The sequence below is a fragment of the Oscillibacter sp. 1-3 genome (assembly GCF_000403435.2).
Classification (GTDB): domain Bacteria; phylum Bacillota; class Clostridia; order Oscillospirales; family Oscillospiraceae; genus Oscillibacter.
Map to the genome: position 1 here is coordinate 574,853 of NZ_KE159707.1, position 24,774 is coordinate 599,626.

Annotated in this window: 24 protein-coding genes; 9 read left to right on the top strand and 15 right to left on the bottom strand. The window is 62.9% G+C overall.

Features of this window, described 5'->3' with window-relative positions:
- Window positions 1-291 precede the first annotated feature (291 nt).
- The 5 genes from C816_RS09260 to C816_RS09285 all read right to left on the bottom strand — a co-directional run bounded on the left by C816_RS09260 (window position 292) and on the right by C816_RS09285 (window position 6,223).
- Window positions 292-1,272, bottom strand: coding sequence for a Gfo/Idh/MocA family protein (locus C816_RS09260; RefSeq protein ID WP_016322134.1), 981 nt, complete (start codon window positions 1,270-1,272; stop codon window positions 292-294).
- A gap of 45 nt (window positions 1,273-1,317) precedes the next feature.
- On the bottom strand, window positions 1,318-3,240 hold the full coding sequence (locus tag C816_RS09265; RefSeq protein ID WP_016322135.1) for a PTS fructose transporter subunit IIABC: 1,923 nt from the start codon (window positions 3,238-3,240) through the stop codon (window positions 1,318-1,320).
- 314 nt (window positions 3,241-3,554) lie between these two features.
- The gene (locus C816_RS09275) at window positions 3,555-4,859 is read right to left on the bottom strand and encodes a cation:proton antiporter (protein WP_016322136.1); all 1,305 of its coding nucleotides are present in this window, start codon (window positions 4,857-4,859) and stop codon (window positions 3,555-3,557) included.
- Between the two features lie 147 nt (window positions 4,860-5,006).
- Window positions 5,007-5,681, bottom strand: coding sequence for a tRNA (N6-threonylcarbamoyladenosine(37)-N6)-methyltransferase TrmO (gene tsaA, locus C816_RS09280; protein WP_016322137.1), 675 nt, complete (start codon window positions 5,679-5,681; stop codon window positions 5,007-5,009).
- Window positions 5,682-5,866: 185 nt separating this feature from the next.
- Entirely contained in the window at window positions 5,867-6,223 is a 357-nt protein-coding gene (locus tag C816_RS09285; protein ID WP_016322138.1) for a hypothetical protein, read from the bottom strand.
- Between the two features lie 132 nt (window positions 6,224-6,355).
- Here C816_RS09285 and C816_RS25325 point away from each other — a divergent pair, with 132 nt between their 5' ends.
- The 7 genes from C816_RS25325 to C816_RS09315 all read left to right on the top strand — a co-directional run bounded on the left by C816_RS25325 (window position 6,356) and on the right by C816_RS09315 (window position 11,176).
- On the top strand, window positions 6,356-6,487 hold the full coding sequence (locus C816_RS25325; RefSeq protein ID WP_256378388.1) for a hypothetical protein: 132 nt from the start codon (window positions 6,356-6,358) through the stop codon (window positions 6,485-6,487).
- A 143-nt stretch (window positions 6,488-6,630) separates the two neighbouring features.
- Window positions 6,631-6,894, top strand: coding sequence for an HPr family phosphocarrier protein (locus C816_RS09290; protein ID WP_016322139.1), 264 nt, complete (start codon window positions 6,631-6,633; stop codon window positions 6,892-6,894).
- A 118-nt stretch (window positions 6,895-7,012) separates the two neighbouring features.
- Window positions 7,013-7,363: a DUF4234 domain-containing protein gene (locus C816_RS09295; protein WP_016322140.1), complete on the top strand. Its 351-nt coding sequence runs from the start codon at window positions 7,013-7,015 to the stop codon at window positions 7,361-7,363.
- Window positions 7,350-7,688 (top strand): DUF2752 domain-containing protein, encoded by a 339-nt coding sequence (locus C816_RS21760; RefSeq protein ID WP_016322141.1) that lies wholly within the window; start codon window positions 7,350-7,352, stop codon window positions 7,686-7,688. The genes C816_RS09295 and C816_RS21760 overlap by 14 nt, the downstream gene beginning before the upstream one ends.
- A 260-nt stretch (window positions 7,689-7,948) precedes the next feature.
- The gene (gene uvrC / locus C816_RS09305; protein ID WP_016322142.1) at window positions 7,949-9,802 is read left to right on the top strand and encodes an excinuclease ABC subunit UvrC; all 1,854 of its coding nucleotides are present in this window, start codon (window positions 7,949-7,951) and stop codon (window positions 9,800-9,802) included.
- 16 nt (window positions 9,803-9,818) lie between these two features.
- Window positions 9,819-10,289 carry a hypothetical protein gene (locus tag C816_RS09310; RefSeq protein WP_016322143.1) on the top strand — a complete coding sequence of 157 codons (471 nt, stop codon included), beginning with the start codon at window positions 9,819-9,821 and terminating at the stop codon, window positions 10,287-10,289.
- A gap of 260 nt (window positions 10,290-10,549) precedes the next feature.
- Window positions 10,550-11,176, top strand: a complete 627-nt coding sequence (locus C816_RS09315; protein ID WP_016322144.1) for a hypothetical protein — start codon at window positions 10,550-10,552, stop codon at window positions 11,174-11,176.
- A 178-nt stretch (window positions 11,177-11,354) separates the two neighbouring features.
- On the opposite strand, the gene C816_RS09320 is transcribed toward C816_RS09315, so the two are convergent.
- From C816_RS09320 to C816_RS09335, 4 genes are all read right to left on the bottom strand, one after another.
- The gene (locus tag C816_RS09320) at window positions 11,355-11,876 is read right to left on the bottom strand and encodes a dihydrofolate reductase family protein (RefSeq protein ID WP_016322145.1); all 522 of its coding nucleotides are present in this window, start codon (window positions 11,874-11,876) and stop codon (window positions 11,355-11,357) included.
- Window positions 11,877-12,142: 266 nt separating this feature from the next.
- Window positions 12,143-12,880: a hypothetical protein gene (locus C816_RS09325; protein WP_016322146.1), complete on the bottom strand. Its 738-nt coding sequence runs from the start codon at window positions 12,878-12,880 to the stop codon at window positions 12,143-12,145.
- Complete coding sequence (locus C816_RS21765) at window positions 12,877-15,294, bottom strand: sensor histidine kinase (RefSeq protein WP_016322147.1); 2,418 nt, start codon at window positions 15,292-15,294, stop codon at window positions 12,877-12,879. Before C816_RS21765 ends, C816_RS09325 begins: the two co-directional genes overlap by 4 nt.
- The gene (locus tag C816_RS09335) at window positions 15,263-15,967 is read right to left on the bottom strand and encodes a response regulator transcription factor (protein ID WP_016322148.1); all 705 of its coding nucleotides are present in this window, start codon (window positions 15,965-15,967) and stop codon (window positions 15,263-15,265) included. The genes C816_RS21765 and C816_RS09335 overlap by 32 nt, the downstream gene beginning before the upstream one ends.
- A 428-nt stretch (window positions 15,968-16,395) precedes the next feature.
- On the opposite strand from C816_RS09335, the gene C816_RS09340 reads away from it, so the two are divergent.
- Window positions 16,396-17,730, top strand: a complete 1,335-nt coding sequence (locus C816_RS09340) for a sodium-dependent transporter (RefSeq protein WP_016322149.1) — start codon at window positions 16,396-16,398, stop codon at window positions 17,728-17,730.
- 263 nt (window positions 17,731-17,993) lie between these two features.
- A complete protein-coding gene (locus tag C816_RS09345; RefSeq protein WP_016322150.1) occupies window positions 17,994-20,075 on the top strand; it encodes a serine hydrolase in 2,082 nt (693 codons plus the stop codon).
- 155 nt (window positions 20,076-20,230) lie between these two features.
- On the opposite strand, the gene C816_RS09350 is transcribed toward C816_RS09345, so the two are convergent.
- The 6 genes from C816_RS09350 to C816_RS09375 form a co-directional block, all read right to left on the bottom strand.
- Window positions 20,231-21,628 carry an MATE family efflux transporter gene (locus C816_RS09350; protein ID WP_016322151.1) on the bottom strand — a complete coding sequence of 466 codons (1,398 nt, stop codon included), beginning with the start codon at window positions 21,626-21,628 and terminating at the stop codon, window positions 20,231-20,233.
- 387 nt (window positions 21,629-22,015) lie between these two features.
- A complete protein-coding gene (locus tag C816_RS09355; protein ID WP_016322152.1) occupies window positions 22,016-22,246 on the bottom strand; it encodes a KH domain-containing protein in 231 nt (76 codons plus the stop codon).
- Between the two features lie 16 nt (window positions 22,247-22,262).
- Window positions 22,263-22,505 carry a 30S ribosomal protein S16 gene (gene rpsP, locus C816_RS09360; RefSeq protein ID WP_040655343.1) on the bottom strand — a complete coding sequence of 81 codons (243 nt, stop codon included), beginning with the start codon at window positions 22,503-22,505 and terminating at the stop codon, window positions 22,263-22,265.
- 57 nt (window positions 22,506-22,562) lie between these two features.
- Window positions 22,563-23,927, bottom strand: a complete 1,365-nt coding sequence (gene ffh / locus C816_RS09365; protein ID WP_016322154.1) for a signal recognition particle protein — start codon at window positions 23,925-23,927, stop codon at window positions 22,563-22,565.
- A gap of 3 nt (window positions 23,928-23,930) precedes the next feature.
- Window positions 23,931-24,296: a YlxM family DNA-binding protein gene (gene ylxM, locus C816_RS09370; RefSeq protein WP_016322155.1), complete on the bottom strand. Its 366-nt coding sequence runs from the start codon at window positions 24,294-24,296 to the stop codon at window positions 23,931-23,933.
- Window positions 24,297-24,403: 107 nt separating this feature from the next.
- Window positions 24,404-24,769, bottom strand: a complete 366-nt coding sequence (locus C816_RS09375) for a hypothetical protein (RefSeq protein ID WP_016322156.1) — start codon at window positions 24,767-24,769, stop codon at window positions 24,404-24,406.
- Window positions 24,770-24,774: the final 5 nt, after the last annotated feature.

Consider the following 24,774-nt stretch of genomic DNA (forward strand, 5'->3'; position numbering starts at 1 on the left):
TGAAGCGCCCCCTGTGTTTTTTTGATTATCGTATCATCAAGAATGTGCAAAGTCAAGCAGGGACGCTCATTCGGAAAGGTTCAACTGCGCATTTTATCATCTGCAGTTTTGGTTTGTGGCCGTGGCTTTGTGGGGGCGGGGCACTGTCCCCGCCCGTTTTCCCGAAACCACCTGATTTCCTGAAAACGCCGCATTTCTCGAAAGCACCAGTTTCCTCGAAAACGCCGGATTTCCGGCGGACGGGCCGGGACAGAGCCCGGCCCCTACATATGCGCATAGGACGCTCGCCGCTTACTCCTCCTCCGGGTAGACCACGCCCCACTCCCGGCGCAGGGCGGTCATCAGAGCCATCACGTCGGCGGTATAGGGGAGCATCATGTCCCCGCCGCCCAGGACGGCGGCCTCCATATCCTCCAGCTCGTAGCGCAGGGCGTCGGCGGCGCGTCCGGCGGCCGCGGTCTCCGTCTCGCCGGTCTCGGCGTCCACGATGACGGCCCTGTCCGCCCGGGGGTACTCCGGGATCTCAATGTACCCCTTCTCGCAGGAGATCACCGCCCGCTTGGGCTGCTTGGAGCGGAGGGAGAACGCGGCGGTGACCAGCTGGCCCTCCTGGTTTGTCATGGCAATCGCGGCGCTCTCGTCCACCCCGGTGGGGGCTTTGCGGACGAAGGACTTTACCTGGTCCGGGCTGGAGTCCAGAAACAGCCTCGCCAGGGACAGGGCGTACACGCCGATGTCCAGCAGGGCGCCCCCCGCCAGGGAGCGGCTGAAAAAACGGTTGGTCATGTCATAGGGCTTGAAGCTGCCGAAGTTCAGCTGGATGAGGTTCACCCGTCCCAGCTCCCCGGCCCCCACCCGCCGGGTGAGCTCCCGGTACAGGGGCATGTGGTAGATGGTCATGGCCTCCGCCAGGACCGCATGGTTCTCCTCCGCCAGCCTCCGCGCCCGCTCCAGCTCGGCGCTGTTGAGGGTGATGGACTTCTCGCACAGAACGTGCTTGCCGTGGGACAGCGCCTCCTCCAAAGAGCCGATGTGGGTATTGTGGGGTGTGGCGATGTAGACGGCGTCAATCTCCGGGTCGGAGAACATCTCACGGTAATCGCCGTAGACCTTGGGGACGCCGTACTTCTCAGCAAAGGCCTCCGCCTTTGCGCATGTACGGCCGCCCACGGCGTCCAGAGTGCGGCCCACGGATTGGAGGGTCTGGGCCATCTCGTTGGCAATGATCCCGGTGCCCAGAACCGCCCAGCGCAGCTGCTTGTTTCCGCTCATATCAAAATTCCCGCCTTTCCCATTTGTAGTAACGGGACGATTATATCACACTTTTTTCTTTTTGAGCAATCCCAGCAGGAGCATACCCACAACGGACCCGATGAGGACGGCGGCAGCGTAGCCCAGGGGGTTGTGCATCACGGGGAATACGAACAGTCCGCCGTGAGGCGCGGGGGAGGCGCAGCCGAAGGCCATGGACAGCGCGCCCGCCGCCGCGGAGCCCACGATGCAGGCGGGCAGCACATGGAGAGGATCGGAGGCGGCGAAGGGAATGGCGCCCTCGGTGATGAAGGAGAGGCCCATGATAAAATTCACCGGGCTGGACTTGCGCTCGTCAGCGGTATAACGGTTTTTGAAGAAGATGGTGGACAGGGCGATGGCGATGGGCGGCACCATACCGCCGGCCATAACCGACGCCATGACGGGGGAAAAGCCGCCGTCAGCCATGGCGATGGAGGCGGTGCCGAAGACATAGGCCGCCTTGTTGAAGGGACCGCCCATATCAATGGCCATCATGCCGGCCACCAGGGCGCCCAGCAGCAGTGCGGAGGAGCCGCCCATGGAGTTCAGCCCGTTAATCAGGGCGCTGTTGAGCATTCCTACGAAGGGGTTGACGGCGCACATGAACGCGCTGATGGCCACAAGGCCCGTCACAGGGTAGATCAGGATGGGCTTCAGGCCCTCCAGGGAATTGGGCATTTTGTCGCAGAGCCTGCGCAGAACCTTCATGAACCAGCCGCCCGCAAAGCCCGCCAGCAGTCCCCCCAGGAACCCGGCGGAGACAATGGGCGCGGTGGGGTCCGCGAAATAGGCGAAGGTTGCGCCGCTGGCGGCCAGGGAGCCTCCCACAAAGCCCACCATCAATCCCGGGCGGTCGGCAATGGACTGGGCGATGAAGGCGGAGAGAATGGGGACCATAAAGCTGAAAGCAATGTTTCCGGCCTTGTTGAAAAAGGCGGGCAGAACCCAGGAGGAGCCGAAGGCGGCCGTGCCCGCCGCGCCGCTGTCCAGCAGGAAGGACAGCGCCATGATGATGCCGCCGCCGATGACGAAGGGCAGCATGTGGGACACGCCGTTCATCAGGTGCTTGTAGAGCCGGCGGCCCGTGCTCTCGTTTCCGGCGTCCTCCTCCGCGGCGGCGCCGTCGTGGCGGTAGACCGGGGCCTGACCGTCGATAATTTTGCGGATCAGCTCCTCGGGTTTGTTGATGCCGTCGGACACCGGGACCCGGAGGACGGGCTTGCCGTCAAACCGGGCAAGGTCCACGTTCTTGTCGGCGGCGATGATGATGCCGTCGCACCCGGCGATCTCCTCTTTTGTCAGGACGTTCTTGGCGCCGCCGGAGCCCTGGGTCTCCGCCTTCACGCCGATGTTCAGCTCCCGGCCCTTCTTCTCCAGGGCCTCGGCAGCCATGTAGGTGTGGGCAATGCCTGTGGGGCAGGCGGTGATGGCCAGCACCCGGAGCTTCCCGGCGCTCTTCGCAGGAGCGGCGGGCGGCTCGTCGGGGTACTTGAGCCGCTCTTGGGCGTCGATCAGGCGCAGGAAGGTCTCTGTGTCCTCCGCCTCCAGCAGCTGCCGGCAGAAATCCTCGTCCATCAGCATGACCATCAGCCGGGAGAGCATCTCCAGGTGGAGGTCCCCGCCTTCCTGGGGGGCTGCAATCATGAAAAAGAGTTTGGAGGGCAGGCCGTCGGGGGCCTCGTAGTCCACGCCGCCGGGGGCGGTGATGGCGGCGAGGCCCGCCTGCTTCACAGCGGCGCTCTTGGCGTGGGGCACCGCGATGCCGTTTCCGATGGCGGTGGAGCTCATGGCCTCCCGGGCCAGGATGTCGGCCTTGTACTGCTCCCGGTCGGTGAGCCGGCCCGCCCGGTCCTGGAGGCTGACCAGCAGGTCGATGGCCTCGTCCTTGCCGGCGGGAGCAGCGTGGAGCCGGATACCGGCGGTGTTCAGCAGATCGGTGATGCGCATGGTCACAACTTCCCTTCCTGATTCAAGTTGATTAAGTTTGATTAACTTTGCGTTAATTGGATACTATCACACGAATCAATCAAAGTCAATCCAATTTAGTCAAACTCGCTCACAAAAATCAGGGCTGTATTTTGGACATTTTCACAAACGCACAGCGCGGCGGCGCCGCGCCCTCCTGTCCGAAATCCGTCTTCCGATGCAAAGCCGCACACTCCTGCTCCTGCGTCGTCCGCATGAAAAACGCGCCGGGGAGCCGGGGCTCTGTCCCGGTCTCTCCGGCGCGCTTTGCGCCTATCTGCAGCCCCCAGAGGAAATCAATCCCCTTTTTCACCGGAGGACCGCTCCGCCCTGTCCTGGATCTCCCGGTTCAGCAGCTGGGCGGACACCAGATCCAGCTGCTCAATGGCCCGGTAGCCGTCGGTGAGGCTGCTCTCGTGGGGGGCGGCCTCCGGCTGGCCCCGGAAGACCAGCTTGAGCAAAATGGGCGTCAGCACCGCGCAGCCCACCACGGTGATGATGATGGGCGTCATCATGGCCTGACTGAGGACCCCCATGCTGAGGCCCCGGTTGGCCACAATCAGCGCCACCTCGCCGCGGCAGGCCATGCCAGCGCCTACCTGGGCGCACTCCATCCCCCGGAAGCCGCACAGCCGGGCTCCCAGGCCGCAGCCAATGATCTTGGAGAGGATCGCCGTGGCCAGCAGCAGCAGGGAGAAAAGCGCCAGCTGCCCGTTCAGGGACGGCAGCTCCACCTTGACACCGATGCCGGCGAAGAACACCGGTGTCAGCAGCAGATAGCTCAGGGGCTCGAACTTGGACTGAATGTACTTGGCCTTGGGCGTGGAGGCCACAATGAGGCCCGCCACGAAGGCGCCGATGATGTCCGCCACGCCGAAGAACTCCTCGGCGCAGTAGGCCAGAAGCAGGCAGATCACAAAGGCGAGCACCGGGTAGCGCCGCAGGTTTTTCCCTTTTGCGTGGGAGATCATCCAGCGGAACGCCCGGATCGCAAGGAAGGAGGCCACTATGGCAAAGACGAAAAACAGCACAATCTTCACCAGCACCAGCGCCAGGCTGGTTCCCTCCCCCGCAAGGCTTGCCACCACCGTCAAGGCAATCAGGCCCAGCACGTCGTCGATCAGGGCGGCGGCCAGGATGGTGCTTCCCACCTTGGTGTCCAGCCGGCCCAGCTCCCGCAGGGTCTCCACGGTGATGCTGACGGATGTGGCGGTGAGAACGGTGCCCAGGAACACGTTTTCCAGCATGGTGTTCCCCGGCAGCCAGCCGCACCGGCCCGCCAGAAAGCCGAAACCCGTGCCCATGACCATGGGCACCAGCACGCCGCACAGCGCCACAAAAAAGCCGGCCTTTCCGGCGCCGCGCAGCTCCCGCAGGTCCGTGCCCATGCCGGCGGTGAACAGGATGACGATGACCCCCATCTCGCTGAGCTGGGAGAGGAAGGCCGTCTCCGACAGCACGTTCAGCACGGCGGGGCCCAGCACCAGGCCCGCCAGCAGTGACCCCACCACCCGAGGCATCTGAAATTTGCCCGTGATGATTCCCAGGAATTTGGTGCTCAGCAAAATCAAGGCCAGGTCCAGCAGATAGTGATAAGACATAGGAACGCTCCTTTGCTCCGCGAGGTTTGGCGCCCCGCGTAAACGTTTAAGTTCTCAATTGTAACCATATCATAGCCTTTTCCACCGGATTTTCAAGTGACGATTTGCACGAAAAGTGCCCCTGTACTTTGTGGGATTTCCGGTGTGTCACGGTCCTTCCAGAATCTCCCGGACCGTCAGCACGCCGTCTGCCGCGGAAAAGCGCACCTCCAGCCCCGCGAAGCCGAAGCCGTAAACCCGGTCCGGGTCCTCCTGGTAGGGGGGGCGGGGGTCCTGGGCCAGCACGCCCCGCAGGGCCTCCCGGCGGTCCGGCGGGACGCGCTCCAGCAGGTGCGGGGGGATCACCACCTCCAGCGCCGCCCCGGCGGGGACGGCGGCAAAGCCACCCCGGGCGTCGGAGACGCAGTCGGCATAGGGGAGATAGGGCTTGACGTCCAGCACCGGGGTGCCGTCCGCCAGGTCCGCGCCCCGGAGGCGGAGCACCGTCCCCTGCTCGGCGGTGCGCTCCACCCCCGCCAGCCGGACCGCGGAGAGGGCGATGGGGTTGGGACGGAAGGGGGAGCGGGTGGCAAAGACACCCATCCGGGCGTTCCCCCCCAGCCGGGGCGGGCGCACCGTGGGGGACCACGCCTGCCGCGCCGTCTGGTGGAACACCCACACCAGCCACAGATGAGAGAAGCCCTCCAGCCCCCGCAGCGCCTCCTCACTGCGGAATTCCGGCTCAAACACCAGGGTGGACTCCAGCGCCTCCACCAGGCCGCTCTGCCTGGGCACGCCGAACTTGGAGGAAAAATCGCTGCGGACGCGGGCGATCACCCGCATGGAGTACTCCTGGCTCATGGTATCCGCCGTCCTTTCCATGGGCCCGCCCGACAGGGGGGCGGCCCCGTTTCTTTCGCAACATTATACAGGAGTCCGCGGAAAAAGGGAAGGAAAAAAGCAGCGCTCCAAAGCAGATTCTGCTTTGGAGCGCCGGCTGTCCGGGCCAGAGCGTTCACCTGCCCGCGTTAAAAAACGCGGCCGTTTCGAACCATCTGGTCATAGGTGTAGCCGTTCATCTGATTCTTGGTGTAGCCGGTTGTGCCGCCGGTCAGGGCGTCTCCGGCGTCCCGGACGGCGCTGCGGGCCGCGTCGCCCACATCGTCCATGGTGTCCATGGCGCCGTCCATCATGCCGCCGCCCTTACCGTCGTTGACGCCGCCGGTGACGGAGTCGTCGGTCAGGCCGCCGCTGCCGGCACCGCCGGTCACAGAACCGTTGGAGGCGCTGTCGTCAACGCCGCCGGGCTGCTGGTCCTTGCCGCAGGCCGCCAGGGAAAACACCAGCAGCACAGAGGTCAGCAAAAGCGCAAGACTTCTTTTCAACTCAGGGTCCTCCTTTGCGCGGGTAGTGTGCGCGATACCCAAAGGACCCGCGAAGGCCGCAGGAGCGGATTGCCCGGCCCTGTCAGCCAACCGTATTGTCCCCGGACACGCCGGAAAAAGTCTCGGCAGTTTTTGGATAATAAAGAATTTTTTCCAGCGGGCAAAAACGCCGCAGGCCGCGTTGCTTTTGAAAAACGCGGCGCTTTCCGCAAAAAAACGCCCTTTCACAGTATAGAACAGGGCAAAAATGGTGTAAACTACTAAAAAGGTTTTTCCTCTAAAAAAGATTTCCGCAAATGTTTGTGAAAAATACCGTTGACGCGATGGCAAAAAACAGTTATGATGGTAACGGAAATTAACTTGACGCAGTCTGACTCGAACTTGGTATAGAAAAGGAGAGCTGTAATATGTATACACAGGAAATCACTGTTAATAACGAAGTAGGCCTGCACGCCCGCCCCGCCACGTTCTTTATCCAGAAGGCCAACGAGTTCAAAAGCGGCATCTGGGTGGAGAAGGAGGACCGCCGCGTCAACGCCAAGAGCCTTCTGGGCGTTTTGTCCCTGGGCATCGTGAAGGGCACCACCGTTACCCTGATCGCCGACGGTGCCGACGAGAAGGAGGCCGTGGGCGCTCTGGTGGATCTGGTCAACGACAACTTCGGCGAGTAACCTGCAAATCTGCGCTCCGGCAAGGCGGCTTCTGCGGAGGCCGCCTTTTTTGTTGCGTCCAGGCGGGATCTGTGTTATACTGCATGGAGATTCTATATTAAAGAGGGAGAGATCATCTATGACCGTTCAGAGAAGGAGTATTGGTCTTTGCATTGTGCTGTCCATCGTCACCTGCGGCTTTTACAGCCTCTACTGGCTGTACTGCATGGCCGAGGACGTAAACCTGGTGACGGCCCGCCCCAACGCCCCCTCCGGCGGCCTGGTGCTGCTGCTGACCATCGTCACCTGCAACATCTATGGCCTCTATTGGCTCTACCGCGCCGGCGACGACCTGGACCGCCAGCGGATGAACCAGGGCCAGCAGCAGGGCTATCTGGGCGTTCTCTACCTGCTGCTTGCCATCTTCGGATTCAGCATCATCTCCTACGCCCTGCTGCAGTCCGAGATCAACGAGTATGCGGCGGCGTAAGACGCTTTCGGCCGGCGCAGGCCTGCTCTGCGCCGGCCTTGTCTATGGCTATGTGCTGATCCCCCTGGGCCTCCGGATACCCTGTCTCTTCCGGAGCCTCACGGGGCTGCGCTGTCCCGGCTGCGGCATCACCGACATTTGTCTGGGACTGCTCCACGGACGCTTTATCCCCGGGTACAACTGGGGGCTGGTGCTGGCGGCGCCCTGGATTCCCGGACTGCTGTGGGCTGAAAAGCGCCGTCCCGCCGCCGCCAGAGTTCTGGCCTGGGCGCTGGCGGCGGCGCTGCTGGCCTGGGGCGTCCTGCGAAACCTGTGGGGTATTTGAGACGCTTTGCCAACCGGCGAAAAAACAGGCGCGAAAAATTCCCCGCTGAGCCGGTAAATGGCGGAATGGCCGGCGGTAAGAGATTTTTCCGCCGGGTAAGGCGGAAATTTGCAGGAATACTGTGTGCATGGCAAGGAAAATCCATGCGGAGCGGCGGAAAAAATCCGTCGCTTAGGCGTTTTGACCCCTTTCAAGCAAGCCTTAATCCACCCGCGTCTGCCCGCTGGTGCGCCTTCTGACTTTGGAGAGGAGGAACTCCCGTGACCCACGATGAACTAAAGGAAAAGGCCAACGCCCTGCCCCTGTCCCCGGGGGTCTACCTGATGATGGACAAAACCGGCAAGGTCATCTACGTGGGCAAGGCCAAGAAGCTGAAAAACCGGGTGAGCCAGTACTTCCAGGACAGCGCCTCCCACACTGCCAAGACGCGGCAGATGGTCTCCCAGGTGGACCGCTTCGACACCATCTTTGTCACCAGCGAGTTTGAGGCCCTGGTGCTGGAGAACTCCCTCATCAAGCGCCATATGCCCCGCTACAACATCCTGCTCAAAGACGACAAGGGCTACCCCTTTGTGCGCCTTTCCAAGGACGCCTACCCCCGCTTCACCATGACCCACAAGTGGGCCGGCGACGGAGCCCGGTACTTCGGCCCCTTCGGCGGCCGGTTTGAGACCCGCCAGGCCCTGGACGCGGTGCTCTCCGCCCTGCGCCTGCCCACCTGCAACCGGAAATTCCCCCGGGACATCGGGGCGGAGCGGCCCTGCCTCAACTTCCACATGGGCCGGTGCGACGGCTTCTGCCGCCCGGAGATGACGGCGGAGGAGTACCGCCGCCGCATCAATCAGGCCTCGCTGATGCTGGAGGGCCGGGCCAAACAGCTCCTGAAGGAGATGAGCGCCGAGATGGAGGCAGAGGCGGAGGCCCTGCGGTTCGAGCGGGCGGCGCTGCTGCGGGACCGGATCAGCGCCATCCAGGCCCTGGGCAAAAAGCAGACGGTCATTGCCGGCCTCTGCGCTGACACGGACATCTGGGGCCTCTACCGGGGCAGCGGCAAGTGCTGCTACGCCGTGCTCCACATGGAGGAGGGGAATCTGGCGGGCCGGGAGACGGAGCTCTTCACCGCCCCCATGGAGGAGGACGAAACGGAGATGCTCTCCGCCCTGACGGCCCAGTACTATCTCCCCCGGGCCATTCTGCCCCATGAGATCCTCCTGCCCCAGGGGACGGAGGAGGACTGCGAAAACCTCTCCCAGGTTCTCACCAAGCGGGCGGGACACCGGGTATGGGTCCATGTTCCCCGGCGGGGGGAGAAGGCGGAGCTCCGCGCCATGGCCCAGCGCAACGCCGCCGAGGAGGCGGAGCGGGCCACCACCGCCCAGGAGCGTGTGGCCCACACTCTGGAGCTGCTGCAAAAGATGCTGGACCTGCCCGCCCCGCCGGAGCGGATGGAGTCCTTCGACATCTCCAACACGGGAAAGAGCGACATCGTGGCCTCCATGGTGGTGTACAGCGGCACCCGCCCGCTGAAAAACGCCTACCGCCGCTTCCACATCAAGGAGCTGGCGGATGGGCACCCGGACGACTACGCCTCTATGCGGGAGGTGCTGCGCCGCCGTCTCCAGCGGGCCGCCGACGGAGACGAGAAATTCCTGCCCCTGCCGGACGTGTTTTTAATCGACGGCGGCGTGACCCACGCCCAGGCGGCGCTGAGCGTGGCGGAGACCTTCGGCGTCACGGCGCCCATCTTCGGCATGGTGAAGGACGACCGCCACCGTACCCGGGCCCTGGTGACCCCGGAGGGCCGGGAGATCGGGATCGTCAATAATCAGGCGGTGTTCTCCCTCATCGGCCAGATTCAGGAGGAGACCCACCGCTTCGCCATTACCTTCCACCACGAGAGCCACAGCAAAAGCGCCACCCGCTCCGCGCTGGACGGCATTCCCGGCGTGGGCCCCAAGCGGCGCGAGGCCCTGCGGAAGCGTTTCGGCACCGTCAAGGCCATCCGGGAGGCGGATGTGGAGACCCTGGCGGAGGCGGTGCCCCGGGACGCGGCGGAGGCGGTTTGGAACCACTTCCACGCCGCAGAGGCGAAAGCCGAGAACACCACCCCTTAATTAAGGAGGCTGCGGAATGTCACTTCGGCAGAAGCTGCTGCAGATCAAGGCGGACTGGGAAAAATGGGAGGACCGGCTGTCCATCGCCGTGGCGGTGTTCTTTGCCGCGGCCATCGCCGCCAACGTGGGGCTCTTTTTCTCCGTCCGCAAGACGCCCTCCTTTTTCGGCGCGGCGTTCAGCTGGCTGTATGCAGTCTCCTGGTTTCCGGCGGCCATCCTGCTGCGGAACCGGGCCAAGTGGGTGCGGGCCGTGAGCATCGTCCGGTGGACGGCGGTGGGGGCCATTCTCCTGGGGATTGCCGCCGGCGCCGGCGGGGGACTGGGCCTGTTCTCCGCCGTGTGCGTCATGCCCTACGCCGTGTTTACCTCTGCGTACAGCGGACTCTCTCAAGGGGCATGGGTCTCCTATTTCCTGCCCCTGGCCCAGGCGGTGACCGCCTCGCTCCTCGCCCGCCGCCTGCGGCGGAAAGAGGCGAAACAGAAGTAGGTCTTGTCTGATAAATGGCGGAATACCCGGCGGCGAGAGATTTTTTCGCCAATCAGGGCAGATCTCGTCCCTTTTTCCTTTTTTGTTACCCTTTTACCTTTCGTGTTGATAGAGCCAAGCACTGGCGTTTTCACAAATCGCAGCTTGGAGCAAAAGATCAGTTGCGCTATAATTAGAGTAATCTATCGGAATTGCGGAACTGTTATGGAACACATAAAATTGGAGCGTTAAGACGAGATTTGTACAGGAAGTGATACATTGTGACGCCAAAAGAATTGAATAAATCCATGACTATCCTGCTAAACGACCTACTAGCAGCTACAGGCTTTTCTAAAAAGCGAATTGGGCGATTGATAAGAAGAGAGAACGGCTGCCAGCAGTTTTTCGTTTTTTATTTTACAAGAACACGGTTTTCAAATTGCTATAATTTAACAGGTAATTTAATGTTTTCTTTCCCGGAGGTAGACAAACTTACAAGCCGCTTTCTTGGAGAAGAGTATAATAAGCTATCGCCTACCGGATTAAAGGCTTTTTATACAGTCGTTCCAGGGCAGCCTGTATTGAAATACAGGTATTGTTCTGACGAATCTTTTGAACAGTTTGTGGAAATGGTTGCAAATGATTTCCGCCTTTATGCACTTCCCTTTTATGAGCAATTCAATACATTAAATAAACTGGAAACTTATTTTGACCGGATGTTAAAAGAAGATACTGGTATGGAATTCAGCGTGCAAACCGGCAAGCAAGGTAAGGGAGCCGGGTGCTGTATTGCTGCTGTATTTTGTATTTTAGAACAATGGGATAAGCTTCAGCTTTTTCTTAAAGAGACAAACTTATTATTGGATGAGCATAGAAAACGAATTAACGAATATGTTTCAAGCCATTAACTTCCGGTATGCCGGGCAGTTTCCCATTATGGGCAATTGCTCATTCAGTCATTTTGACGAGAGAGTATCTTGGCAGACATTTATCAACACGAACGGTAAAAGGAACCCAATTTCTGCAGGCAGGCTGCCGCCCGGCAAGAAAATTGAAGGCAGGGCGGCGGAAAAATCCGCCGCCCTCTCAAAACGACCGCCGGGCCCTGACGCACACCAGTTCCGCGAACTGCCCATATTTTTTGACCTCCTCCAGCCGGAACCGCCGCAGGGCCTCCCCCTGGGTAAAGAGAGGAATCCCCGCCCCCAGCAGTACCGGCGCCACCTGGAGTGTCAGGCAGTCCACCAAATCCCGGTCCAGCAGCGGCGCGAGGATGGTATTCCCGCCCACAACCCAGATGTTCCGCTCCGGCCCCAGCCCCTTCACAAACTCCGCCGGATCTTTGCTGACCGCCGTGAATCCCGGGCAGGAGAGCGCCCCGTGGGTGAAGACGTAATTCTCCGTGGCGGGGTAGACGGCCGCCGGGTCTCCGGTCCGCTCCAGTTCGCGGAAGGTCCGGCGGCCCATCAGCGTGACATCCATGCGGCTGTAAAATCCCTCGTAGCCGGTCTCCTCCCCGCTGCCGGTCTCATGGAGCCAGTCCAGACTGTGGTCCCCGGCGGCCAGATATCCGTCCAGCGTGACGCAGCCGTAAAAATAAACTGCCATGTCTCAGCCTCCCTCTTTGCGGTTTCCATGTATTGTACCACGCCCCAGGCTTCCAAAGCAAGGGCACACCCCCGGAGAGACTGCGTCTCTCCGGGGGCCGCAGCTTGTCGAAAAAGTATTTTCGACAAGCTGCTGTAGATTTCAATGGCGCAGGAAACCCCTCTTGGGTTTCCCGCACACACCCTTCCTTTCCGTTGACGAAATCTCCGGCGTTTTTTGACAGTCTGAGACCCCCGGAGAGACGCAGTCTCTCCGGGGGCCGTCTCTTATCCAAGCCGGATCTCGCCTGTAAACCGCTCCACGCCGGTGAGGTTTCCCGCCTCGTCGTAGACCGTCCGGACATTGCAGGTTCCCCGGTCCCGGGAGTGGAACACGAAGGTACCGCCGCCGGGGGAGACGTCGGCAAAAGCGTCCGCCAGCTCCCCCAGATAGTAGACGTTCCCGGCGCCGGAGCCCTCTGGGGACTCCGCAAACTCCACGCCGAATTCCCGGTAGGCGGCGAAAATTTCCGCAAAGGATACGCCCCCCTCTCCGCCGCTCTGGGAGCAGCCTGTGGTTGCCTCCATGGAGGGGTGGAGCAGGGCGCCGATGTCCCGGGCGTCAAATTCCGCCTGGCTGGCCGTCTCCAGCCCCGTCAGGGGGCCGAAGGGGTTCACGCTGCCGTCGCCGTTGTCCACGGTCTCCCGGACCGTGCGGACATCCACGGTTCCCAGCCGGTCGATGTGCTCCACCTGGCTGATCTGGCCGCCGCTTCCCGTGTCCACCCCGTCGAAGAAGTACCGGACCCGCTCCCCGCCGAAGTACAGCGCGTCCTCCGCCCTGTCGTACTCCAGTCCGAAGGTCTCGTAGATGTCATAGGAGGGGGGAAGGGGGTCCTCCGCATGGGCGGCGGCCCTGCCCTCCGCCGCCAGAGGGGCGGTTTCCACCGTGAGGGTGACCCGCCCGCAGCCCGCCAGGGCCGGGAGCACCAGCGCCAAAAGCGCCACCAAAATACGCGTTTTCATCTCTCTGCCTCCTGTTCTGTCTCCGCCAGGGGGAAGGTCACCACGGCGGTGAACAGATCCGCCACGGTCTCCACCTGGAATGTGCCGCCGCAGGCCTCGGTAAAGGAGCTGGCAATGCTGAGCCCCAGGCCGCTGCCGCCGTCGGTGCGGCTCTCGTCTCCCCGGACGAACCGGGCGGTGAAGTCCACACCCTCGGGCAGCTCGTCCCGGCTGGTATTGCGCACGCTGACCCGAGCTAGGCCCGCGGTCTCCGCCGCCCGCTCCGCGGTTTTCAGCGTCAGGTACACCCGGCTGCCCTCCAGGGCATAGCGCAGGGCGTTGTCAATGAGGTTCTGGAACACCCGGTACAGCCGCTTGCCGTCGGCGTCGATCATCACCGGCTCCGCCGGCAGGTCGGTCTTGAAGGTCAGGCCGCTCTTTTGGATGGGGTCGTCCAGATCCGCCAATGTCTGCCGCAGGAGCTTCCCTAGGTCCAGCCGCTCCATGGACACCGGCAGCTGATCCGCCGCCGCCTTGCTGACCTCGAACACGTCCTGCACCATGGTTTTCAGCCGCTGAGCCTTCTCGTCGATGATCCGGGCGTAGTCCGCCGCCGCCGGAGGCAGATCCTCCTGCCGCAGCAGCTCTGCGTAGGAGAGGATGGAGGTCAGGGGTGTTTTCAGGTCGTGGGACACGTTGGAGATCAGCTCCACCTTCATCCGCTCGCTGCGGGTCTGTTCGGCCAGCGCCGTCTTCATCCCCGCCTGGATGTCGTTGAGGGCCTCCGCCGTTTTGCGCAGGTCCGCGTCCTCCGGCAGGTCCAGGGGAGTGGACAGGTCCCCGGCGCGGATGGATTCGATCTGCCGGTTCAGCCGTCCCAGGTCCTGCGGCAGACGGCGGTGCCGGAAGGTACGGACGATGGAGAGGATCAGGGCGCCCTCCACCACACAGCCCGCCAGGAGCAGGAGCCACTTCTCCACAGACCAGTGGTTCCTCATCATGAGTTCCAGCGCCACAGCCGCCGCGAACAGCGAACACGTAAACCCCAGCAGGAGCAGCGCCAGAACAAGTCCGTTGTCCCGGTTCAGCCGCTTTTCCACCGGCCGCTCCAGGTCCTTCATGCGGAGCGTCCGCAGGAGGCTTCGCGCCATCCGGAACAGGGAGCGAAGCAGGCTCTTCCGCTGTTCTCTCGGGTTGTACCGCCGGTTGTTGAACGCCAGATACAAAACCCACCCCAGGGCTATCAGCCCCGGCAGGCTGGAGAGCAGGAAGCTGGCCGCGCCATAGGCCAGCTGGCCCATGTACACGGGCTCCCAGCCCCACCATATCTCCCGGCAGGCCCAGTACAGCTCCTGCCAGCCGTCGGCGGCAAACAGCCACCCCAGTGGAATGAGGGCCAGCAGAACCCAGACCTCCTCCCAGAGACGGCCGGTCCAGGAGGCGATCTTCGCGTCCGCCAGCTTCTTCTCCCTCCGGAACGCCAGCCACACGCACAGCCACAGAGCCCCCAGCCCCAGCAGGACAAGCTGCCGGATATAGAAGGTCCGGGCCTCCTCCGCCCGCTGGGCCACCTGGTACATCCGGCCATAGTAATACCGGCCTCCGCCGGAGTCCTGGAACCAGTACCGGGCCGGCTCCTTCCGGACGGCCATATAGACGGTGGCGCCGTCCAGCCACTCCCCGGCCTGGAGATTTTCATAACCGGGAATAAACCAGGGGGACTTCCCGGAGACATAGATGCCGTCCCCATAGACGTCCAGCTCCACACCGTCTTTGAAAATGGAGGCTTTTCCGTCCTGATAGGTCAGGTAGAAATTATATCCCTCAAGGCTCTGGTCCCGAAATGGCTTGGCAGAGTCCGCCTCCACGTTTTTATACCGTATATGTCCGTCCTGCATGATCAAATAGAGGACATTCTGATCCCCTGTCCGATAGGCGTTCTCCCCCTCTGCCTCCCCGGCGGTCAACGCCTCTTCTTCCCCTTCCACCGGGCGGGACTCCGCTGCAGTGTCCTTCAGAATGATCTCGGTGTACTGCCGCCGCCAGCCGCCAGCCTCTGCCACGTCCCACGCCTCCGCTGTTTGGTACCAGGCATTCCCTGTGGTCCCGGTGGCCCCCAGGGAGAGAAATTCCATCAGGTAGGACGAGACCTCGTCCCGGAACTCCTGGGTATTCTGCCAGTCCCCGGACCAGTCCGGCTCCGCGCCCCTCTGCATGAGCCGCCGCTCCGCCATGGCCCCCAGGCTCCCCAGGGTCAACGAGACGCCTATGACGAAGGCGAGGAAGCCGATCACCGCCCCGGCGGCCTGTCCCCGCCTTTTCGGGGCGGTTTCCTCCGCTGTCTCCGGCTCTATGGTCTGCCGCACCTGGGCGGCCACGAAATGCTCCACCTCCCCGCCGTTTTCAGGCTCCGTGCCGTTCCATTTTGTATCCAATTCCCCACACCACCTTAATATAGTCTGGCTCTTTGGGATTCAGCTCCACCTTCTCCCGGATGCGCCGGATGTGAACCATCACCGTGTTCTCGCAGGCGTAGCCCTCCTCGTTCCACACCCGGCGGTAGAGCTCCTCCGCCGGGAACACCCTGCCCAGGTTCCGGAACAGCAGGTCCACGATCTTCGTCTCCGTGGCGGTGAGCTTCACCACGTCCCCGTCGGCCCGGAGCACCCGCTCCGATGCGTCGTAGGTCAGCCGCCCGTTGACCAGGACGCCCTCCCGCTCCGCCGTGTGGATGTCCCCCAGCAGGGTATACCGCCGCAGCTGGCTCCGGACCCGGGCCACCAGCTCCTGGGGGTTGTAGGGCTTGGTGACGTAGTCGTCCGCCCCCATGGAGAGGCCCAGGATCTTGTCCGTGTCCTCGCTCTTGGCGGAGAGGACGATGACGGGCAGATTCCGCCGCTCCCGGATACGGATCAGGGCGGAGAGGCCGTCCAACCTGGGCATCATCACATCGATGAGGATCAGGCGGACCTCCGGATTCAGCGCATGGTCCAGGGCCTCCATGCCGTTATAGGCTTTCAGGACCTGCCAGCCCTCCCGCTCCAGAGTGATGGCGATGGCGTTTACGATCTCGGGGTCGTCGTCCACGACCAGGATACATTCGTTCATGGGTTGAACCTCCCTTTGAGCTGTTACTATCGTAGCAGGGAATTCTTACAAACAACTTGATGAAAATCTTACAAATTTCTTACGATTTTGGGGGGTGTGCCCGCCGCGGGCGGGGACGGGGGTGTACCGCCCTGACGGGCGGGGTGGGGTTTACTCGCCCTTCGGGCGGGAAAAACCCCCGGCCATGCCTCTACTTTACTGCGGTCTTTTCTGTTTGTCTATCTTGAGTTTTGGAATCTCAGGATTTCCACATTTTAGAAAAGCGGCTGGACGGGCAGGGAAATGTATGCTATACTGGTCAAAAGCGGCGATATGAGCCCTGAGCGGTCTTTTTTGGCGTGCCCGGATTCATACCGCCTTCTTCTGTCTAAAATATTCAAAACAAATTAAAAAACACCGCGCCGCGGGGGAAGACGAGGAAATCACGCATGAGTACGGAACGTAAGAAACACGGACAGTTTACCAGCAGCTGGGGCTTTGTGCTCTCGGCCGTGGGCTCCGCCGTGGGCATGGCCAACGTGTGGGGCTTTCCCGCCAAGATGGGCAGCAACGGCGGAGGCGCCTTTTTAATCGCCTATCTGGTCTTTATCCTGCTCTTCGGCACCGTGGGCCTCTCCGCCGAGTACGCCGTGGGCCGCCGGGCCCGCACCGGCACCCTGGGCTCCTACCGCATGGCCTGGGCCAGCAGGAACGAGAACCTGGGCAGGGCCGGCGGCGTTTTGGGCTGGCTGCCTCTGGCGGGCTCCATGTGCATCGCCATCGGCTACGCCGTCATCATCGCCTACGTGCTCAAGGCCTTTTACGCCTCCGTCACCGGCTCCCTCATGACAGCGGATACCGCCGCATGGTTTGAGGGGTTCTCCCTGACGGACTACTCCGTAATCCCCTTCCACGTGGTAGTGGTGGTGGGCACACTGCTGACGCTGCTGCTGGGGGCCAGGAGCATTGAGCGGAGCAACAAGGTGATGATGCCCCTCTTCTTCATCATCTTCCTGGTGCTGGCCGTGCGGGTGGCCTTCCTCCCCGGCGCCGCCGAGGGGTACCGTTATATGTTCTCCTGCCGCTGGGAGGAGCTGCTGGACCCCATGGTGTGGATCTGGGCCATGGGACAGGCCTTCTTCTCCCTGTCCATCACCGGCAGCGGCATGATCGTCTACGGCGCGTACCTCCACCCGGAGGAGGACGTGGTGTCCCTGGCAGGGCGGACCGCCCTCTTTGACACCATCGCCGCATTGGTTGCCGCTCTGGTCATCATCCCCGCCTGCTTCGCCTACCAGCTGGACGTGGGGGCCGGGCCCTCTTTGCTGTTTGTCACCCTGCCCCGTATTTTGCAGGACATTCCCCTGGGCAGACTCTTCGCTGTGATTCTATACACCGCCATGGTCTTTGCCGGGGTCAGCTCCCTGCAGAACATGTTCGAGGCGGTGGGCGAGTCTCTTCTGCACAAGTTTCCCAAGCTGAACCGCCGCTGGGTGCTGGTGATCCTGTGCGTCATCTGTCTGGGCGTCGGAGTGAACATGGAGCCCATCTTCAAGTGGGGCCCCTGGATGGACATCGTATCCATCTATATCATCCCCATCGGCGCCACACTGGGCGCGGCCTCCTGGTTCTGGGTCATGAAGCGGGAGGAGCTGATGGAGGAAATCAACCGGGGAGCAAAGCGCCCCTCCGGCGCTCTGTGGTACGGCGTGGGACGGCTTGTCTACGTCCCCTGCGCCGTGATCCTGTGCTGCGTGGCGCTGTTTTTACAGGTGGCCTTCTGAGCGGAATTTCGCCCCATACGGGACTGCATGTCCGCAGCAGAAGGAGAAACCCGTAAAACCGGCGGCGGAAATACCGGGAGGCCCGCGGGACTTTTCAACAGCATAGGAGCGGCGCCGTACCGGCGCCGCTCTTTTTCTTCCCGCCGGAGAATATTTCACGGCAAACCTCTTGACATTCCCCCTGGTGGAGGGTATATTCTGATTCCAGAAAACCGAGACGCCCTGGGTTCTCCCGTGTCCCCGGGACGGGAAAGGAAGGAAACATGAAGCGGACATATCAAAAGCTCAGCGCGCTGCTGCTGGCTCTGGCATTGTGCCTCAGCCTGTCGGTCCCCGCCCTGGCGGCGGAGGAATCCGGTCTTAAAACCACGGCCGAGACCGCGGCGGCGGGCGCCATGACCTACGGCGGCGCCAGCCAAATCAGCTGGGCCGTGTGGCAGGACGGAAAAATCGTGGAGAGCGGCCTGGACGGCGGCCCCCGGGAGGACCCAAGCCAGAGCCCTCTCCAGGCTCTGGCCGCATCTGTCCCGGGAACGGTTTACGGCATCGGCTCCGTCAGCAAGATCTACACCACTGTGGCGGCGATGCAGCTGGCGGAGGCGGGGAAACTCAGCCTGGACAAACCGGTGACTGCCTATCTGCCGGAATTCAAGATGGCGGACGAGCGGTACAAGCAGATTACCGTGCGGATGCTGCTGAACCACTCCTCCGGCCTCATGGGCTCCTCCATGGGCAGCGGGCTGCTGTTTGACGACCCCAGCGAGGCGGCCACGGACCAGCTTCTGGAGCGTCTCGCCGTACAGCGCCTCAAGGCGGACCCCGGCGCGTACAGCGTCTACTGCAACGACGGCTTCACCCTGGCCCAGCTGGTGGTGGAGGCGGTCTCCGGCCAGGAGTTTATGGACTATCTCCGGGCCAATATCCTAAAGCCCGCCGGTCTGAAAGAGACCTACGCCCCCGGCGACAGCTTTAACAGCCGGGCGGCGATCTACAACGGTACCGATTCCACCTCCCTGCCCATGGACTGCCTGGGCGTCCTGGGCACCGGCGGCCTCTACGCCACGGCGGAGGACCTGGCCGCCTTCGGCGGGGCCCTCACCGGCGAGACCCTTTTGAAAAAATCCTCTCTGGACGCCATGGCCGCGCCGGAGTACGCCCGGGGACTGTGGCCCGAGGAGGACGTCCCGGACGCCCTGGCCTACGGTCTGGGCTGGGACAGCGTGGAGTGGTTCCCTTTCCATGAAAACGGCATCCAGGCCCTGGTGAAGGGCGGCGACACCCAGTACTACCACGCGGGGCTGGTGGTCCTTCCGGAACACAACATGGCCGCGGCGGTGCTGTCCTCCGGCGGCGTATCCACCTACAACGAGATGGCCGCCTCCCAGATGCTGATCGCAGCCCTGGCAGCCAAGGGCGTGGAGGTGGACGAGACCCCCGCCGTCCTGCCGGAGGCATCCCCCGCCAAAATGCCCCGGGAGCTGATGAACAACGCCGGGTACTACGGCTCCATTCAGCAATACAAGGTGGATGTGGCCGCCGACGGCACATTGACCATGAGCTATCTGGGGATGGAGATCCCTGCCCAGACCTTTACCTACCATGACGACGGCACCTTCCGGGATGAGAGCGGCACGGCCTGCCTGAAATTCGTGCAGGAGTCCAACGGGGGGACGTATCTCTACCAGCGGGCCTTCACCCAACTCCCCGGCCTGGGGGGACTGGGCACCTCCAACTACGCCGCCGTGAAGCTTCCGGAAAACAAAATCTCTCCGGAGCTCCAGAAGTCCTGGAACGACTTTGTCAGCGGCACCAGCATTCTGCCCATGAACGAGCGGTACAGCTCTCAGATCTACCTGGCCCTGACTGCCGCGGCGCAGGTGGAGAGCTCCGCGGCGGAGGGCGTACCCGGCTACATGGGGGCCCTGAAAATCGTGGACGAAACCCACGCCCAATACGCCGTCCAGATCCCCGGCAATGTGGGCCGGGACGGCTATGACCTGGAGCTCCGCCGGGACGAGGCGGGCGCGCTTTGGCTGCATCAATCCAACGGAGCCGTGTACATGGAGGAGACGGCCGTGCCCGTCCTCTCCACCGGGAACGGCAGTGTCCGCTGCACCATCCAGCCCGACGGCTACGCCCGCTGGTACAAGGTGGGCGACAGCGCCGCCGGAAAGACCATGGCGGTCCAGCTGCCGGAGAACGCCGGCTTCTGGGTCTACGACAAGGATTGGAACGTCACCGCCTCCTCCGTGGTGGGCGGCGACAAATCCGCCAAGCTGCCCGAGGGCGGCACGGTGGTCCTTGCCGGAGATCCCGGCGCGAGATTTCAGCTGTCCTTCTCGTAAGCCCTCTTTTCGGCGCGGAGAAAATCGCACCATGAAACCCAAGAGGCCGGAGCGGCAAAGCCGCTCCGGCCTCTTTGTCTTGATGGAACGCCGTGTGTCCGGCCCCCGCCCCGCAAAGCCGGCGGCTGTCAGCCGCCGCTGCGGGCGAAGCGGCGCTATCCCGCCAATTCCGCCGCGGCGCCGTCCCGGGGAGCCGGCTGGGAACAGTACCGGTCCAGAACCCTGGGCGTAAAGCGCAGAAAGAGCATGATGGAGATCAGGCTGGCGGTGATGTCGCAGAAGGGCTCGGCGGCAAAGGCCGCAGGGGCGGAAAACAAAATGGGAAACAGTAAAATTCCCCCCAGAAAAAGGCTCTTGCGCATCAGGGAGCACCCCAGGGCCAGCCGGACCTGCCCCAGGGCGGTGGACATATCCACGCACATCCACTGGACGGCCATGAACAGGGCCCCCGCCGTGTAGACCCGGATGTACCGCACGCTGCGCTCCAGGATCTCCCCGTCGGTCGAGAAGAACAGGACGAACCGCGGCGCGAAGACCTGGGTCACCGCCAGCATGAGGGCGGCGAAGCTGAAGCACAGGAAAAACACCCCCCAGAGGGCCTGCCGCACCCGCCTCCGGTCCCCGGCCCCCAGATTGAAGCTCACCACCCCCTGACAGCCCAGGGTGATGCCGCTCATGGGCATGGCCAGCAGCAGCATATAGCTCTGCACCACGGCGGCGCAGGTGATGAGGGTATCTCCCTCGCCGGGGCCGCCGTGCCGCTGGAGGGCCGTGTTGAGAATAATGAGGATCACGCTGTCCAATGCGTAGGTGAGAAAGGGGGAGAGGCCCAGCAGCAGAATCCGCCTGCACAGGGCGGGCTGGAGCCGTCCCCAGCGCAGGGGAGCCGGAAGTCCCGGCAGACCCAGGGACACCAGGGCGAAGGCGCAGGCGGCGGCCTGGGAGAGGACGGTGGCCCAGGCCGCGCCGGAGACGCCAAAACCCAGCCAGAAGATGAACACCGGGTCCAGGGCGATGTTCAGCGCGGCCCCCAGCATCACCGTGCCCATACCCAGACCGGAGCGGCCCTGGGCAATCAAAAAGCTGTTCAGCCCGCCGGAGAGCAGGGCGAAGGCGGTGCCGGCGATGTAGACGGTGATATAGTCCATGGCGTGGGGAAAGGTGTCGGCGCTGGCCCCGAACCACCAGAGAAACTGCCTGCGCAGCAGGAAGAACACCGCGCTCAGCCCCACCGCAAGACCCAGCAGCAGGCGGAAGCAGTTGGAGAGGATGGCGCCGGCGGCCTCCCGGTCCCCGGCTCCCAGCTTCATGGCCATCAGCGGCGTGCCGCCCAGGCCCACCAGCATGGAAAAGGAGGACAGCAGCGTAATAATGGGCCCGCAGACCCCCACGCCCGCCAGCGCCAGGCTGCCGGTGCCTGGGATATGTCCGATAAACATCCGGTCCACAATGCTGTACAGGACGTTGACAAACTGGGCCAGCATGGTGGGCACCGCCAGACGCAGCAGCAGGCCGGGGATCGGGTCCCGCCCCAGGTCGTTCTTTCTCCGCAAAAAATCATCTCCCCTGAAAAAACTGAACGCCCGCATCTATGCGGAGTATGGGACCGCCGCCTCCGGCGGTCCGCCGGCCGAAAAGGGAAGATCCGCCGCTTTTCAGCCTCACTGACTATATACTGCGGGGCGGATCTTGTCAAGCCCGCTCCGCGCCGGGGGATTTCCAGCCGCGCTTTTCGCTTTGCGGCGCTGCAGGGGCGGGGCTCTGTCTCCGCCCGTTTTCCCGAAAACGCCAGATTTCTGGCGGACGGACTGGGACGAAGCCCGGCCCCTGCATAAAATCTGCGGGGAGGACTCTTCCCCAAGCCGCGGGAGCCGAACAGAAAGCGGGCGTCCGCGGCTCCCGCGCAAAGCAAAGAGAAGCGGCGCTCTGCGCCGCTTCTCTCAGTCTACAATATCCACAGATACCTTCACGCCGGTGCGCTGGGCGTAGGAGCGGACCACAGTGCGGATCTCCTTGGCGATCCGGCCCTGGCGGCCGATGACCTTGCCCATGTCGTCGGGGGCGACGCGCAGCTCCAACGTCAGCTCCTGCTCGCCCTGAATCTCCGTGACGGAGACGGCGTCAGGATCGTCCACAAGGTTTCTGGCGATGTAGAGCAGCAAGTCCTTCATGCTCTATCCTCCGGAATCAGAGGACGTCCACTTTTTTCAGCAGAGCTCTGACGGTGTCGGTGGGCTGGGCGCCGGACTTGATCCAGGCCTGGGCCCGCTCGGCGTCAATCTTGATGGCGGCGGGGGAGACGCAAGGATTGTAGGTGCCGATCTCCTCGATGAAGCGGCCGTCCCGGGGGAAGCGGGAGTCAGCCACCACAACCCGGTAGAAGGGCGCCTTCTTCGCGCCCATGCGGCGCAGTCTGATCTTAACCATGATGTGTACCTCCAAAAATATTTTGATTTGATTTATATTTCACCTGTTCGGTTGAAATCCTTACTTGAACCGCTTCTTGCGGCCAAAGCCGTGCATCCGGCCGCCCCGGCCCCCCAGCATGGAGGGCATTCGGCCCCGGGAGAACTGCTTGGTCAGCTCCTGCATCATCTCGAACTGCTTGAGGAGACGGTTGACATCCACTACCTCCAGCCCGCAGCCGGCGGCGATGCGGCGTTTCCGGCTGGCGTTGAGAACCTTGGGGTTCTCCCGCTCCAGCGGTGTCATGGAGAGGATGATGGCCTCGGTATGGGCCATCTGCTTTTCGTCGATGCTGGCGCCCTGGAGCTGCTTTCCAAGCCCCCCGGGCATCATGCCGGCCAGCTGGCTGAGATCCCCCATGCCCCGCAGCTGCTGGAGCTGGTCGTAGTAATCCTGAAGGGTGAAGCGGTTTTTCCGCAGCTTCTCCTCCAGCTTGGCGGCCTGCTTTTCGTCGTAGGCGGCCTCCGCCTTCTCGATGAAGGAGAGCATGTCGCCCATGCCCAAAATGCGGGAGGCCATGCGGTCGGGGTGGAAGGGCTCGATCATGTCCAGCTTCTCGCCGGTGCCCGCGAACTTGATGGGCTTGCCCGTGGCCGCCCGGATGGAGAGGGCCGCGCCGCCCCGGGCGTCGCCGTCCAGCTTGGTGAGGATCACGCCGTCGATGCCCAGGGCCTCGTCAAAGGCGCCGGCGGCATTCACCGCGTCCTGGCCGGTCATGGCGTCCACGACCAGTAAAATCTCGTTGGGACGGACGGCGGCCTTCATCCGCTTGAGCTCGTCCATCAGCTCCTCGTCCACGTGGAGACGGCCGGCGGTGTCTAAAAACACCATGTCGCTGCCGTGGTCCCGGGCGTGGCGGATGGCGTTTTGGGCGATCTCCACCGGGTCCCCCTGGCCCTGCTCGAAGACCGGCAGGTCCAGCTGTCCGCCCACCACCTTCAGCTGCTCGATGGCGGCGGGGCGGTACACGTCGCAGGCGGCAAGCAGCGGGCGCTTTTGCAGCTGCTTTCGCATCAGGCCGCCCAGCTTTGCCGTGGTGGTGGTCTTGCCCGCGCCCTGGAGGCCCACCATCATCACCACTGTGGGCCCGTTGTTGGCCATGGCGATCTTGGCGTTGGCGCCGCCCATGAGCTTCGTGAGCTCATCGCTCACGATTTTCACCACCTGCTGGGCGGGGGTGAGGCTGTCCAGCACGTCGGTGCCCACGGCCCGCTCCGTGACGGAGGCCACAAAGTCCTTGACCACCTTGTAGCTCACGTCCGCCTCCAGCAGGGCCAGACGGACCTCCCGCATGGCCTCCCGGACGTCGTTCTCCGTCAGGCGGCCCTTGCCCCGCAGCCGCTTGAATGCGGCGTTCAGTTTTTCAGTCAGTCCCTCAAATGCCATGGCTCAGTCCTCTAAGGCGGCGGCCTCGGCGAGGATGCGCTCCGCCAGCTCGGCAAGGCGGGCGTCCTCGTGGCGCCGGAGATTGATGGTCTTGATCTCGCCGGCGGCGGCGGAGATGGCCTCCAGATGGGGCCGGCGGCTCTCAAACCGCTTGATGATCCCCGTCTTGTCCTCGATCTCCTGCATGGAGGCCTCCGCCCGGACGATCACGTCCCGGACGCCCTGCCGGGAGATGCCCGCGTTCTCCGCAATCTCCGCCAGGGACAGGTCCTCGTTGTAGTAGAGGTCGAAGAACTCCCTCTGCCGGTCGGTCAGCAGCTCGCCGTAGAAGTCGTAGAGCATGGTCATGCGGTAGGTCTGGTTCTTCACGGGAGCCGCCTCCTTTTCTGTAAAGTTTCATAGCTTTACAACACGGAATAGTTTACAGGACTCTGGAAAAAAAGTCAAGGGGGAAATCCGCGGACAGGCAAATTTTTTCAGACCGGGTACACCCTGACACAGTCCGCCAGCTCCGCCCGGGGCCCGGGGGAGATGTAGATCTCCGCCGATTGGGACAAATCATTGCCCCAAAAACGCTCCCGGCGCAGGAGCTCCAGCACTTTGGGCCACAGTCCTGCGGCAGGCTCCCCCGTCCGCAGAAAGAGGCCCATCAGCGGCCCCGGCTGGTCCGGCGGCGGGTCGATGTAGTCATAGCCGCCGTTCCGGACCGCGCCCGCTGTAGCGGTCTCGATCCGGGCGGGCAGGTCATAGCGCAGATCCAGGTCCGGATTTTCCAGCTTTCCAGGGTCCAGGACGATGACAATGGTCTCCTCTTCGATTGCATTCTCTTGATTTTTTATCATATTAT

Excerpts from the sequence above, each read along its gene's own strand:
- C816_RS09260 (WP_016322134.1), bottom strand. The coding sequence starts at position 1,272 with ATGAGCGGAAACAAGCAGCTGCGCTGGGCGGTTCTGGGCACCGGGATC.
- C816_RS09265 (WP_016322135.1), bottom strand. The coding sequence starts at position 3,240 with ATGCGCATCACCGATCTGCTGAACACCGCCGGTATCCGGCTCCACGCT.
- C816_RS09275 (WP_016322136.1), bottom strand. The coding sequence starts at position 4,859 with ATGTCTTATCACTATCTGCTGGACCTGGCCTTGATTTTGCTGAGCACC.
- tsaA (WP_016322137.1), bottom strand. The coding sequence starts at position 5,681 with ATGCGGGTGATCGCCCGCGTCCGCAGCGATTTTTCCTCCAAGTTCGGC.
- C816_RS09290 (WP_016322139.1), top strand. The coding sequence starts at position 6,631 with ATGTATACACAGGAAATCACTGTTAATAACGAAGTAGGCCTGCACGCC.
- C816_RS09295 (WP_016322140.1), top strand. The coding sequence starts at position 7,013 with ATGACCGTTCAGAGAAGGAGTATTGGTCTTTGCATTGTGCTGTCCATC.
- C816_RS21760 (WP_016322141.1), top strand. The coding sequence starts at position 7,350 with ATGCGGCGGCGTAAGACGCTTTCGGCCGGCGCAGGCCTGCTCTGCGCC.
- C816_RS09310 (WP_016322143.1), top strand. The coding sequence starts at position 9,819 with ATGTCACTTCGGCAGAAGCTGCTGCAGATCAAGGCGGACTGGGAAAAA.
- C816_RS09320 (WP_016322145.1), bottom strand. The coding sequence starts at position 11,876 with ATGGCAGTTTATTTTTACGGCTGCGTCACGCTGGACGGATATCTGGCC.
- C816_RS09325 (WP_016322146.1), bottom strand. The coding sequence starts at position 12,880 with ATGAAAACGCGTATTTTGGTGGCGCTTTTGGCGCTGGTGCTCCCGGCC.
- C816_RS09335 (WP_016322148.1), bottom strand. The coding sequence starts at position 15,967 with ATGAACGAATGTATCCTGGTCGTGGACGACGACCCCGAGATCGTAAAC.
- C816_RS09340 (WP_016322149.1), top strand. The coding sequence starts at position 16,396 with ATGAGTACGGAACGTAAGAAACACGGACAGTTTACCAGCAGCTGGGGC.
- C816_RS09345 (WP_016322150.1), top strand. The coding sequence starts at position 17,994 with ATGAAGCGGACATATCAAAAGCTCAGCGCGCTGCTGCTGGCTCTGGCA.
- C816_RS09355 (WP_016322152.1), bottom strand. The coding sequence starts at position 22,246 with ATGAAGGACTTGCTGCTCTACATCGCCAGAAACCTTGTGGACGATCCT.
- ffh (WP_016322154.1), bottom strand. The coding sequence starts at position 23,927 with ATGGCATTTGAGGGACTGACTGAAAAACTGAACGCCGCATTCAAGCGG.
- C816_RS09375 (WP_016322156.1), bottom strand. The coding sequence starts at position 24,769 with ATGATAAAAAATCAAGAGAATGCAATCGAAGAGGAGACCATTGTCATC.